This window comes from Bradyrhizobium ingae (assembly GCF_055791185.1).
Window position 1 is genome coordinate 1 of record NZ_JBVUBB010000030.1, and the last position, 12,376, is coordinate 12,376.

General features: G+C 64.3%; 11 protein-coding genes. 10 read left to right on the top strand and 1 reads right to left on the bottom strand.

From position 1 onward, the window contains the following. From ACV1FX_RS30950 to ACV1FX_RS30980, 7 genes are all read left to right on the top strand, one after another. The coding region (locus ACV1FX_RS30950; RefSeq protein ID WP_473121331.1) for an ATP-grasp domain-containing protein at nucleotides 1-1,002 on the top strand (1,002 nt) is incomplete at its 5' end. A gap of 243 nt (nucleotides 1,003-1,245) precedes the next feature. Continuing rightward, complete coding sequence (locus tag ACV1FX_RS30955) at nucleotides 1,246-2,073, top strand: metal-dependent phosphohydrolase (protein WP_473121332.1); 828 nt, start codon at nucleotides 1,246-1,248, stop codon at nucleotides 2,071-2,073. Between the two features lie 122 nt (nucleotides 2,074-2,195). After that, a complete protein-coding gene (locus ACV1FX_RS30960) occupies nucleotides 2,196-3,089 on the top strand; it encodes an alpha/beta fold hydrolase (RefSeq protein WP_473121333.1) in 894 nt (297 codons plus the stop codon). Between the two features lie 118 nt (nucleotides 3,090-3,207). Further along, entirely contained in the window at nucleotides 3,208-3,834 is a 627-nt protein-coding gene (gene folE, locus ACV1FX_RS30965; protein WP_473121334.1) for a GTP cyclohydrolase I FolE, read from the top strand. Nucleotides 3,835-3,859: 25 nt separating this feature from the next. Further along, entirely contained in the window at nucleotides 3,860-5,383 is a 1,524-nt protein-coding gene (locus ACV1FX_RS30970; RefSeq protein ID WP_473121335.1) for an FAD-dependent oxidoreductase, read from the top strand. A 130-nt stretch (nucleotides 5,384-5,513) separates the two neighbouring features. Beyond that, complete coding sequence (locus ACV1FX_RS30975; protein ID WP_473121336.1) at nucleotides 5,514-6,089, top strand: HdeD family acid-resistance protein; 576 nt, start codon at nucleotides 5,514-5,516, stop codon at nucleotides 6,087-6,089. A gap of 77 nt (nucleotides 6,090-6,166) precedes the next feature. Continuing rightward, entirely contained in the window at nucleotides 6,167-6,391 is a 225-nt protein-coding gene (locus ACV1FX_RS30980) for a LapA family protein (RefSeq protein WP_473121337.1), read from the top strand. A gap of 9 nt (nucleotides 6,392-6,400) precedes the next feature. On the opposite strand, the gene ACV1FX_RS30985 is transcribed toward ACV1FX_RS30980, so the two are convergent. After that, nucleotides 6,401-8,140 carry a methyl-accepting chemotaxis protein gene (locus ACV1FX_RS30985; protein ID WP_473121338.1) on the bottom strand — a complete coding sequence of 580 codons (1,740 nt, stop codon included), beginning with the start codon at nucleotides 8,138-8,140 and terminating at the stop codon, nucleotides 6,401-6,403. Nucleotides 8,141-8,415: 275 nt separating this feature from the next. Here ACV1FX_RS30985 and ACV1FX_RS30990 point away from each other — a divergent pair, with 275 nt between their 5' ends. From ACV1FX_RS30990 to eutC, 3 genes are all read left to right on the top strand, one after another. Continuing rightward, on the top strand, nucleotides 8,416-9,798 hold the full coding sequence (locus ACV1FX_RS30990; RefSeq protein WP_473121339.1) for an ethanolamine ammonia-lyase subunit EutB: 1,383 nt from the start codon (nucleotides 8,416-8,418) through the stop codon (nucleotides 9,796-9,798). A gap of 173 nt (nucleotides 9,799-9,971) precedes the next feature. Next, nucleotides 9,972-11,558 carry a B12-binding domain-containing radical SAM protein gene (locus ACV1FX_RS30995; RefSeq protein ID WP_473121340.1) on the top strand — a complete coding sequence of 529 codons (1,587 nt, stop codon included), beginning with the start codon at nucleotides 9,972-9,974 and terminating at the stop codon, nucleotides 11,556-11,558. A gap of 6 nt (nucleotides 11,559-11,564) precedes the next feature. Beyond that, on the top strand, nucleotides 11,565-12,347 hold the full coding sequence (gene eutC / locus ACV1FX_RS31000) for an ethanolamine ammonia-lyase subunit EutC (RefSeq protein WP_473121341.1): 783 nt from the start codon (nucleotides 11,565-11,567) through the stop codon (nucleotides 12,345-12,347). The last annotated feature ends 29 nt before the right edge of the window (nucleotides 12,348-12,376 follow it).

Below are 12,376 nucleotides of genomic sequence, written 5' to 3' on the forward strand. Positions count from 1 at the left end.
GGCCAGAGCGAGGCCGCGGAGACTGCCTATGAGCGAGCCGTCCGGCTTCACCCGGTGCTGCGCCGACCCGCGACGCGGTCGCCGGCCAGCTTTCGCGTGCTCGCTCTGTTCGCGCCCTTCGTGGGCAACACGCCGGTCGCGTATCTGTTTCGGGATTGCGCCTACCAGACCGACATTCTCTCGCTGTCGCCCTCGACCCGCCCGGATAGCGCGACGCTCGCGCACGACGTCGTCGTCAACCTCGTATGCGACGCCGATCAGGGCGCGGCCGTGCTTCCGCTCGCCGATGAGATTGCCAGGCGCCTCGGCAAGCCGGTCGTCAACGAACCCGAAAAGGTCCTGCGGACGACACGCGATGCAACCGCAGTTGCGCTCGCCGGTATTCCTTGCTGTCGCGTGCCGCGCACGCTGCGCGTCGCAGCAGGTCAGGTGCACCCGCCCGAAGGAAACGAGCCGACGTTTCCGTTGCTGGCAAGACCGGCGGGGACCCATGGCGGGGACTTTTTCGCAAGATTCGAGGATCCCGATGCCCTGACGGCGTTCCTGACCGAACGCGTGAGTGAGGATCGCTATCTGATCGAGCCGATCGATTATCGGTCGGCCGACGGCTTTTTCCGCAAATACCGCTTCATTTTCGTGGGCGAGGAGATCCTGCCCTATCATCTGGCGATCGGAGACGGTTGGAAGCTTCACCGCGACAGCGCCGATATGGCAAGCCAGGACTGGATGCAGCGCGAGGAAGAGCAATTCCTGCGTGCCCCCAAATCGGTCTTTTCCGCAGGTCATTATGACGTATTGCGGACGATCAGGAGCCGCATCGGGCTCGACTATTTCGGTATCGACTGTGCGCTCGACGACCAGGGCAATCTCGTCGTCTTCGAGGTCAACGCTTCGATGCTGGTGCACGACGAAAATCCGGATTTTCCCTACAAGGCCCCGTTCGTTCGCCGGATCAAGACTGCGTTCGACGCCATGCTGGCCCGGCTCGCGCGGAGCGATTAGCCTCGGGACGCATGCCGGCAGCGCCGACCGACAGGTGCGGCACGCGTTGGCCTGACCGGTAATCCTCGCCATCCTCGATAGGACGACAAAGCTGTTGCGCGGCTCGCGCAACACAAATCTTTTCCCTGCGCCGCCATTGGAGATTTGGTCAGCGGGGCCGAGTTAGGCTATGCTGCCTCAGGCGAGGAGAAACGAGGCGTCAGGAGTTGGCGTGGGGACACCACCGACGACGGGGCTGCATCCATGATCACGTTACCGAGACTGGCTGCCGAATCTCTGGAAAAGCTGCTTGGCTCGTTCATGCGCCGCCGGTACGACGAGTCCGCTGCAAGAATGATCGAGAGCGCGACTCGCACGACGATGGAATGCATCGGCAACAGCGACGCGCTCTATCACAATATCGAGCATACGATGCTCGTGACGCTGGCGGGCCATTCCATCCTTAACGGCCGATACCTCCACACCCACCTGGAGGCGGAGGATTTCATCCACGTCCTGATCGCCTGCCTCGCTCACGACATCGGCTATGTGCGCGGCCTGTTCGAGGAGGATGACGAGGACGGCTTCCTGATCGACGAGGCCGGGACCAAGATCGCGCTGCCGCGCGGTGCCTCCGATGCCAGCCTGATGATGTACCACGTCGATCGATCGAAGCTTTATGTCATGCGGCGGCTGCAACATATCCCGGAGCTCGATCCGGAGCGCATTGCCCGTGCCATCGAGGGCACGCGGTTTCCGGCCCGGGACGGCCAGGACTACGACGCCGACGCCTCGATCCTGCGTGCCGCCGATTTCATCGGGCAGCTCGGTGATCCCAATTACCTGCGCAAGGCCAACGCGCTGTACTACGAATTCGAGGAGGTCGGCATCAACCGGCAACTCGGATATGACTCGCCTGCCGATATCGTCCATCGCTACCCGCAATTCTATTGGGACAGCGTCGCTCCGCATATCCAGACCGAGATCGGCTATCTCAACCAGACCGACATCGGCCGGCAGTGGATCGCCAACCTCTACAGCAACGTATTCCGCGCCGAGCGCGACATCCCGCTGTCGGGGCCGCAGAAGTAGCCGAGAGTTTGTAATCCGCATGGAGCGAACCGAAATGCGGGGACGCCGACGTGTGCGAATCCCGGCTTTCGCTGCGCTCCATGGGGCTACGGGGCAAGTTCGTTCAGAGGATTGTCGCAACAATGCAACCAAAAACAGTAACCACCGGCGTCCTCGAAATCGCCTACCTGGAATTCGGAGCGCCGGACGGCTGGCCCTGCATCATGGGTCACGGTTTTCCCTACGACGTGCACGCCTATGCGGAGAGCGCGCCACTGATCGCGCAATCCGGCGCGCGGGTGCTTGTGCCGTGGCTGCGTGGGTATGGCGCGACGCGGTTTCTGTCCAACAAGACGCTGCGCTCGGGCGAGCAGGCTGCGCTCGGCGCTGACGTCCTGTCCTTCATGGATGCCCTGAAGATCGAGCGTGCGGTGGTCGGTGGCTATGACTGGGGTGGGCGCGCTGCCTGCGTGGTCTCGGCGCTGTATCCGGAGCGGGTCGTCGGACTCGTCTCCGGCAATTCGTATAACATCCAGAACATCGCGCGGTCGATGGAGCCGGCTTCGCCGCCGGAGGAGGCCGCACTCTGGTATCAATATCTCTTCCACAACGAGCGCGGCCGCCGCGCGCTCGAGCGCAACCGGCGCGGCTTTGCCCGCCAGCTCTGGTCAATGTGGTCGCCGACCTGGGCGTTCGATGATGCGACTTTCGAGCAAAGCGCAGCCGCCTTCGACAATCCGGACTTCGTCGACGTCGTGATCCATTCCTATCGGCATCGCTACGCGTTGGTCGAAGGCGATCCTGCCTATGCGGCCATCGAGGCGCGGCTTGCCGCGCAACCGCCGATCCGCGTGCCGACGATGGCGATCGACGGTGATCGCGACGGCGTCATTCATGGCACCGCCCATCACGCGCGCAAGTTCGAGGGCTTTTTCGAGCGGCGCGTGTTCAATGGGGCAGGTCACAATCTGCCGCAGGAGCGGCCCGCTGAATGGGCACAGGCCGTCCTTGACCTGCGCAAGGCTGTAGAGAGCTAAGCCTGGTTCCGGGACATCCCGATTTTTCCGTATCTCTGGGAACCTTTTCCCGCTGGCGCCGTCCAAGCCTTGGTATCCGCGACGCAATCGTTGCGGCTGGTCAGGGGGAGGAGTCGACATGGAACGACAGGCGCGACGGCTGGAACGCGTTGCACTCGCGCAGGTGCCGGCAGGCATGCCAAGCCAGGCGGAGGTCGAGGACGCGGTGCGCACCATGATTCGCTGGGCGGGCGATGATCCCGCACGCGACGGCTTGCGCGAGACGCCGGACCGAGTGGCGCGTGCGTTCCGGGAATATTTCGGCGGCTACGCGCAGGACCCGACCGAAATCCTGCAAAAGACTTTTGAGGAGATCGAGGGCTATGACGAGATGATCGTCCTGCGCGGCGTTCGCTTCGAGAGCCATTGCGAGCATCACATGGCGCCGATCGTCGGACGTGCCTGGGTCGCCTACATCCCGCAGGGACGCGTCGTCGGCATCTCCAAGCTCGCGCGGGTGGTCGACATCTATGCCAAGCGTCTCCAGATTCAGGAAAAGATGACGGCGCAGATCGCCAACACGATCAACGACGTGCTGAGGCCCCAAGGAGTCGGCGTGATCATCAAGGCGACGCACCATTGCATGACGACGCGCGGCGCGCACAAGCCGGGCACCGATCTCGTGACCAGCCGCATGCTCGGCGTGTTTCGCGACAACGCGTTGACGCGACAGGAGCTGCTCGGCCTTGCCAACTCGGACGATTGAGACCTGAAGCCACGGGAGATGGCGCATGAGCGATGAGAAGAAGCCGAGCGGACCCGATCTGAGCAAGGGCGTGAACCTCGCCGATTTCAAGGACGGCAAGCTGCTCGGCCATGTCGGTGACGAAGACGTTCTCCTCGTGCAGCTCGGCGCCGAGGTCGTTGCGATCGAACCTGCCTGTACGCACTATCATGGTCCGCTCGCCGAGGGGCTCGTGGTCGACGACACCATCCGATGTCCCTGGCATCACGCCTGCTTCTCGCTGCGCACCGGAGAGGCGGTGGCAGCGCCTGCGCTGAATGCACTGGCTGTCTGGGAGGTCGAACGCACGAAGGACAAGATCGTCGTGCGCCGCAAGCGAGAGGCGCCACCCCAGGCCGCGCCGCACCGGTCCGCGCCGACGCCGGACCGGTTCGTGATCGTCGGTGGCGGCGCGGCGGGATTTGCGGCGGCCGAAATGCTCCGCCGCGAAGGATTTGCCGGCAGCATCACCATGCTAAGCAACGACAGCGCCTTGCCGGTCGACCGGCCGAACCTCTCCAAGGACTATCTGGCCGGCAACGCGCCGGAGGATTGGCTGCCGCTTCGGTCGGAGGATTATTACGCCGACGCAGGCATCGATCTCAGGCTCGACACGTCAGTCGCCGCGCTCGATACGAAACAACGTCATGTGACATTGGGCAACGGCGACAAGGTGCCGTTCGACCGGCTGTTGCTGGCGACCGGCGCAGAACCCGTGAAGCTGAGAATTCCGGGCAGCGACCTGCCGCATGTCCACACACTGCGATCGGTCGCCGACAGCCGCGCCATCATCGCGGCGGCAGGCAGTGCCAAACGCGCGCTGGTGATCGGGGCGAGCTTCATCGGCCTCGAGGTCGCCGCTTCCTTGCGGGCGCGCAAGCTCGAGGTTCACGTGGTCGCACCGGAGGAGCGGCCGATGGAGCGCATACTGGGAGCCGAGATGGGCGATTTCGTCCGTGCGCTTCATGAAGAGAACGGCGTCCATTTCCACCTCAAGGACACCGTCGAGAAGCTCGACGGCCGCCGCGCTCATCTGAAAGGCGGAAGCACAATCGAGGCCGACCTCGTGGTGGTCGGCATCGGCGTCAAGCCGCGCCTCGAACTCGCCGAGCAGGCCGGGCTTGCGGTCGATCGCGGCGTCACGGTCGATGCTTGCCTCGAAACCAGCGCGCCCGGCATCTTTGCGGCGGGTGACATCGCGCGCTGGCCGGACCCGTATTCGCGGACCAGCATCCGGGTCGAGCACTGGGTGGTTGCCGAGCGGCAGGGCCAGACAGCGGCGCGTAACATGCTGGACCGGCACGAGCGCTACGACGCCGTGCCGTTCTTCTGGAGCCAGCATTATGACGTGCCGATCAACTATGTCGGCCACGCCGAAGGCTGGGATGACATCAAGGTCGACGGCAGCGTCTCGGGCAAGGACTGCCTGCTTCGGTACCGGAAGGACCGCCGCGTGCTCGCGGTCGCTTCAATTTATCGCGATCTCGACAGTCTGAAGGCCGAGCTCGATATGGAGCGGTCGCGCGCGTGAAGCGCGCTTGGATCGCCTTGACCTGCATCAACGGCGGCGACGGCGACGGCTGCTCTTCTGGCTGTTGTCCTCACCGAGCCCGTGCTATCCTGGCGTGTGCCGTGGGGGTTCGCTTGTAGGAGTAGCCGTCATGACAACTGCTTCGGATATGTCTCATAGCCTAGGCTTGGGCTCCGGCATCGCGGCGCTGCGCCCGAAATGGGGCTGGATCGTCGCGCTCGGCATCGTCTACGTCATTGCCGGCTTCGTTGCGCTCGGCAGCGTGATGATCGCGACGGTGGCGAGCGTGCTCGTGGTCGGCGCAATGATGATCGTGGCCGGCGTGACCGAGGTCATCGGTGCGTTCCAGATGAAGAGCTGGGGCAAATTCCTGATCTGGGCGCTGCTCGGCGTGCTCTACGTCATCGCCGGCTTTTTGACCTTCGAGAATCCGCTGTTTGCCGCGGTGCTGTTGACCCTGTTCCTCGGTGCCTCGCTGATCGCTTCCGGTGTCGTCAGGCTGTTTCTCGCCTTCAGCATGAAGCGGGAGAGCCCCTGGATCTGGGTCGCGCTCTCGGCCGTCATCACCCTGCTGCTCGGTCTGTTGATCCTGGCGCGCTGGCCGGTCAACAGCGTCTACATCCTCGGCCTGTTCCTCGGCATCGACCTGATCTTTGCCGGCGCAGGCTGGCTGAGCCTCGGCTTCAGCCTGCGGCGCGGCACTTAAGGCGAGCGCGGGGGAAAGGCTGATTTCAAGTCGCGGTTGACCGCGCGATCCTGCGCGCGGCCGAAGGGGGGTGCTTCATGCGTTGGGTCTATCTCGCCATCATCATCCTGTTCGCGGTCGCGATCGTGGTGTTCGCCGCGCAGAATTTCGAGACCGTGACGGTCTCATTCTTCAGGGTGAACCTCAGCCTGCCGCTCGCACTGCTCTCCGTCGTCGTCTATCTGCTTGGCGCTGCGACCGGCGGCAGCCTGTTCGCGCTGCTGCGACGCTCCTACAAGGGCTCGTGGCGGAGCGTCGGCTGATGCGAAGAGCTAGCTCGCCTTAGCGGTGTGGCGCTCGGTGGGGCCCGAGCGCAAATTCTGGAAGAACTTTTCCACCTCGCGCGACAGCGTTTCGGCGGTAGCGGTGAGGCTGCTGGCGGCCGTGAGCACCGAGGCCGCCGCCGTATCCGTCTCGCCGATGGCGTCGCGGAGCGAGGTGATGTTGGCGACCAGCGTCTCGTTGCCTTGCGCGGCGGACTGCGCGTTGGCGGAGATCTCGCGGGTCGCAGCGTCCTGCTGGCCGACGGCGCCGGCAATCGCCGAGGTCACGTCGTTGATCTCGCGCACCGCGCCGCCGATCTCGCGCACGGCTTCGACCGCGTTGCGGGTCGATGACTGGATCATGCCTACGTTCTCGCTGATCTCCGCGGTCGCTTTTGCCGTCTGTCCCGCGAGCGCCTTGACCTCGTGGGCGACCACGGCGAAGCCGCGGCCCGCGTCGCCTGCGCGCGCCGCCTCGATGGTAGCGTTGAGCGCGAGCAAGTTGGTCTGCTCGGCGATCGCCTGGATCAAATTCAGCACGCCGTCGATGCGCTGCGTGGCGGCAGCCAGGCTCTCGATCTCGGAGATCGATTTCTCGGTGCGCTGGCCGGTCTGCTCGACGGCACTCGCCGATTGCCGCACCTGACGGCCGATCTCCTCGACGGATGCCGACAGCTCTTCCGCTGCGCCCGCAACAGCCGTGACGTTGTGCGAGGCCTGCTCGGTGGCGCTCGCCGCCGTGCAGGCCCGCGTGTTGGCATCGGCCGTGACGCGGGTGATGGTCTGTGCGGTCTCGCGCATCGCGGAGGCGTTATCGGTGAGGCCGCGCATGACCGCGCCGATCGCTTCGCGGAAGGTCTCGACAGAGGTCTCGATGTGGCTGGCGCGCTCGTCGCGCGCCGCGGAGTCCTGTGAGACTTGCGAGGCCAGATTGCGGTTGCGGTCCATCGCTTCCTGGAAGATCTGGATGGCGCGCGCCAGCGCGCCGATCTCGTCGGCGCGCCCGGTATGGGGCACCACGACATTCTCTTCGCCGTCGGCGACCTGCTTGATGGTCGCGGTGATCGTCGAGAGCGGCCGAGCGATCGAGCGCGCGATGATGACGATGCCGATCACGACGAGCGCCAGCGCGACGCCGCCGAGGCAGGTCAGCACGAAGGAAAGCGTTCGATTGGTCTCGGTTTCCTGCGCAATCTGCTTGGCGCGCTGAGCGTAGACCTTGGACAGCGCCTCGAGGTCCTTGTTCAGATCCAGACGGACGCTGCGGTTGGCGTCGTTGTCGCCCCATTCGCGGCCAGCAGCCGGACCGATCTCATAGGCGCGGCGAACCAGCTCCTTTCGGAACTCGACGAACTGCTCGATGCGCTTCTTGAAGGTCGCGAACTGCTCGGCGTCGTCGGCCTTGACGATGGTCTCCCAGCGTTTGACCACGTCGAGCATCTGCGCGGTGAACTTCAGGAGGCCATCGCCGTATTTCTTCACCACGGTCGGGTCGGTCGACATGTAGACGCCGCGAGATTCCATCACCGAGGCGTAGACCAGCGAGTTGACGCGCTCGACGTTCAGCGCCGCCGCATTCGCGGTCTCGATCGCCGCCGTGAGCTCGGTGCCGCGGCGGCTGTTGTAGTCCGCCAACCCTGCGATGGCCGCGGTGAGCAGCGCAAACAGTGCGAAAATCGAATAGAGCCTGGTGGCAAGGGTGAAACGGCCTGCCAGGCCGGCGGCATTCCCAGTGCGATCGTTTGTCATGGCTTCCAGAACGCGAACGATAAAATTGATAGGAAACTATGCACAATGAAGGTGGACGCGCCGTTAATGTGCCGGGGTTGCGTGTCTTGTCCTGGTCGTAGAAAATACGAGGTATATCAGACCGTTGGAGGCGCCAGCCGGTTCCGGCGAGGCGCTTCCTCCGATTGGCATGCCATGCTGCAGGGATCGGCGCGCATGATTGCCGCCAGGCAAGTACTGCTCGGGACTGGAGTTGGTCTGCATCGGCCATTGGCCGACTGACGCCGGAGGGGCTTTTGGTCTACCGCCACACCATCGATGCCACGACCTACGTTTTCGCCGATCTGCGTGACCTCCTGGCCAAGGCGACCCCGCCGCGCTCCGGCGACCGGCTGGCCGGGATCGCGGCTGCCAGCGCCGAAGAGATGATCGCCGCGCGGATGGCGCTCGCCGATGTTCCGCTTGGCCAGTTCCTCCAGGAGGCCGTGATTCCCTATGAAGCCGACGAGGTCACGCGCCTCGTCATCGACACCCACGATGCAAAGGCCTTCGCGCCGGTGTCTGCGCTCACGGTCGGCGGCTTCCGCGACTGGCTGCTGTCGGACGCGGCGACGACAGAAGGTTTGCGAACGCTGGCCCACGGCATCACGCCGGAAATGGCGGCCGCGGTGTCGAAGCTCATGCGCAATCAAGATCTGATCCTGGCAGCGCGCAAATGTCAGGTGATCACATCGTTCCGCAACACCATCGGCCTGAAGGGGCGGATGAGCACGCGGCTCCAGCCCAATCATCCCTTCGACGACGCCAAGGGCATCACTGCCTCGATTCTCGATGGCATCCTGCTCGGCGCCGGCGATGCCTGCATCGGCATCAACCCGGCGAGCGACGACCCCGCGACCATCGGCCAGTTGCTGCGGCTGCTGGATGAAATCATCGCGCGGCTGAGCATCCCGACCCAGGGCTGCGTGCTCACCCATGTGACGACGACGCTGTCGCTGATCGGGCAGGGCGTGCCGGTCGACCTGGTGTTCCAGTCGGTCGCCGGAACCGAGGCCGCCAACCGCAGTTTCGGCATCGATCTCGCTCTGCTCGGGGAAGCGAACGAGGCGGGGCTGTCGTTGAAGCGCGGCACGGTCGGGCAGAACGTGATGTATTTCGAGACCGGCCAGGGTTCGGCGCTGTCGGCGGGCGCCCATCACGGCGTCGACCAGCAGACCTGCGAGGCGCGCGCCTATGCGGTCGCCCGCGCGTATCAACCTCTGCTGGTCAACAGCGTGGTCGGCTTCATTGGGCCGGAATATCTCTATGACGGCAAGGAGATCATCCGCGCCGGGCTGGAGGATCATTTCTGCGGCAAGCTGCTCGGCCTGCCGCTCGGGGTCGACATCTGCTACACCAATCACGCCGAAGCGGACCAGGACGACATGGACAATCTCCTGACACTGCTCGCTGCCGCCGGCGTCACCTTCATCATGGGGGTGCCGGGCGCGGACGATGTCATGCTGAACTATCAGTCGACCTCGTTCCATGACGCGCTCTATGTCCGCGACGTCTTCGGCCTGCGCCGCGCGCCGGAGTTCGACGACTGGCTGGCGAAAAGTGGGATTGCCGGTGCCGATTTCCGGCTTGCTCGCGATGCGGGGCTGCTACCCGATTTTGCCTCGGGGTTGATCGCCTGAGCCGGCCCAAATTTCGCATGGTCACGGACAATCGGCATGAACCGAGGAAACCATTGGTGCGTCTCATGAATTAGGCCCATGCCACAATATTGAGGAATTTCGGGCCCAGCGTTACGTTATGTGTCTTGATGTCTATTCTGCACGGTTTGTAGGAAGTCGTTGGGGGAAGCTCGATGCGCGCTGAAAGCAACGGAACGATCCGGCATATTCTCTGTGTCTTCCCGCGTTACACCTCGTCCTTCGGCACTTTCGAGCACGCCTATCCCCTGACCGACGGCGTCAGGGCCTTCATGCCGCCGCAGGGGCTATTGCTCATATCCGCTTATCTGCCCAGGGAATGGCAGGTGAAGTTCGTCGACGAGAACCTGCGTCCGACGACGAAGGAAGAGTTCGAATGGGCGGAAGCGGTCTTCGTCAGCGGCATGCACATCCAGCGCCAGCAGATGAACGACATCTGCCTCCGTGCCCATGAACATGATCTGCCGGTTGCGCTCGGCGGCCCCTCGGTCAGCGCCTGCCCGGACTACTATCCGTCCTTCGACTATCTCCATGTCGGCGAGCTTGGCGATGCCACCAATGAGCTGATCGCGATCCTGTCGCGCGACACCGCGCGCCCGGCACAGCAGGTGGTGCTGACGACCAACGACCGCGTGCCAATGACGGAGTTTCCGATCCCCGCCTACGAGCTAGCGGAGGTGAAGAAATATTTCCTCGGCAGCATCCAGTATTCCAGCGGCTGTCCCTATCAGTGCGAGTTCTGCGACATTCCCGGCCTCTACGGGCGCAATCCGCGCATCAAGACGCCGCAGCAGATCATCGCCGAGCTCGATCGCCTGCGCGAATGCGGCATGACCGACACGGTCTATTTCGTCGACGATAATTTCATCGGCAACCGCAAGGCGGCGATGGACCTGTTGCCGCACCTGATCGAGTGGCAGAAGAAGACCGGCTATGTGATGCGGCTCGCCTGCGAGGCGACGCTCAATATCGCCAAGCGCCCCGAGATCCTCGAGAAGATGCGCGAGGCCTATTTCATCACCATCTTCTGCGGCATCGAGACGCCTGATCCCGACGCGCTGCACGCGATGCAGAAGGACCACAACATGATGGTCCCTATCCTGGAGGGTGTGCGCACGATCAACTCCTACGGCATGGAGGTGGTGTCCGGCATCATCATGGGGCTCGATACCGACAAGCCGAACACATCGCAGGCGCTGCTTTCCTTCGTCGAGGAGTCCCGCATCCCGCTGCTCACGATCAACCTGCTTCAGGCGCTGCCGAAGACGCCGCTGTGGGACCGGCTCGAACGCGAGGGCCGGCTGATCAACGACGACGGTCGCGATTCCAACGTCAACTTCCTCCTGCCCTACGATGATGTCGTGGCGTCCTGGAAATTCTGCATGGAGCGGGCCTACGCGCCCGAGAAGGTCTATGCGCGCTATCAGCACCAGTGCGACTACACCTATGCCAACCGCATCAAGGTGCCGGTCGCGCCGGAGATGAAGACCTGGCCGAACATCAGGCGCGGTCTCGTCATGCTGCGCAACATCTTCTGGAAGGTTGGCGTGCTCGGCGACTACAGGCGCGTGTTCTGGAAGTTCGCCCTGGACCGAATCAGGCACGGCGATCTCGAAGGCCTGATCGGGTGCGCCATGATCGCGCACCATCTCATCACCTTTGCGCGCGCGGCATCGAGCGGCCAGCAGAACGCATCGAACTACTCGCTGAGGCTGCGCGAGGCGTCCGTTCCCGCCGAATGATGCGACATGTCTAGCCCATCCGTTCCGAGCCGCCCGACCCTGGACCTGCGGAGGCTGACACCCGCGCGCGTCGCGCTCGGGCGCAGCGGGGCGAGCCTGCCGACCAGGCCGCTGCTTGACTTCACGCTAGATCACGCACGCGCCCGCGACGCCGTGCATGCCGCCTTCGATGCCGAGCGGATCATCGCCGAGCTCGGTGAGTTCGGCCTTCCCTTCCTTGCGGCGAGGAGCCGTGCGGCCGATCGCGCCGACTATCTGCGGCGGCCGGACCTCGGACGCCAGCTCGAGCCCGCCTGCGCCGAGCTTCTCGCAGCGCGTGCCACGGTTTCCGGCCGGCTTGCGATCGTGATCGGTGACGGATTGTCGCCGACCGCGGTGCATGTGCATGCAATCGAGCTGCTGCGCGCACTGCTGCCGCGACTCGCTGAACCCGCGCCTGTCGCAATCGGCCAGATCATTGTCGCGTCAGGCGCTCGTGTCGCGCTGGCCGATGAGATCGGCGCCATTCTCGGCGCAGCCATGGTCGTGATGCTGGTTGGCGAGCGGCCGGGATTGTCGGCTCCCGACAGCCTCGGGGCTTACCTGACATTTGCGCCCATGCCCGGCCGTACCGATGCCGAGCGCAATTGCGTCTCCAACATCCATCGGGCCGGGCTCAGCTATGGCGAGGCGGCCTTCAAGATCGCCTGGCTGGTCCGCGCAGGCCTGTCGCGAGGCGTGACCGGCGTGGCGCTCAAGGATGAGAGTGGTGATCCCCCGGCGCGAATCGGCACGGCACTGCCGGAATGAGCCGATCAAGGGCCGAAATCGCCGCATCT

What these genes read in the sequence shown, in the direction of transcription:
- ACV1FX_RS30955 (WP_473121332.1), top strand. Translation starts at nt 1,246, where the DNA reads ATGATCACGTTACCGAGACTGGCTGCCGAATCTCTGGAAAAGCTGCTT.
- ACV1FX_RS30960 (WP_473121333.1), top strand. Translation starts at nt 2,196, where the DNA reads ATGCAACCAAAAACAGTAACCACCGGCGTCCTCGAAATCGCCTACCTG.
- folE (WP_473121334.1), top strand. Translation starts at nt 3,208, where the DNA reads ATGGAACGACAGGCGCGACGGCTGGAACGCGTTGCACTCGCGCAGGTG.
- ACV1FX_RS30970 (WP_473121335.1), top strand. Translation starts at nt 3,860, where the DNA reads ATGAGCGATGAGAAGAAGCCGAGCGGACCCGATCTGAGCAAGGGCGTG.
- ACV1FX_RS30975 (WP_473121336.1), top strand. Translation starts at nt 5,514, where the DNA reads ATGACAACTGCTTCGGATATGTCTCATAGCCTAGGCTTGGGCTCCGGC.
- ACV1FX_RS30980 (WP_473121337.1), top strand. Translation starts at nt 6,167, where the DNA reads ATGCGTTGGGTCTATCTCGCCATCATCATCCTGTTCGCGGTCGCGATC.
- ACV1FX_RS30985 (WP_473121338.1), bottom strand. Translation starts at nt 8,140, where the DNA reads ATGACAAACGATCGCACTGGGAATGCCGCCGGCCTGGCAGGCCGTTTC.
- ACV1FX_RS30995 (WP_473121340.1), top strand. Translation starts at nt 9,972, where the DNA reads ATGCGCGCTGAAAGCAACGGAACGATCCGGCATATTCTCTGTGTCTTC.
- eutC (WP_473121341.1), top strand. Translation starts at nt 11,565, where the DNA reads ATGTCTAGCCCATCCGTTCCGAGCCGCCCGACCCTGGACCTGCGGAGG.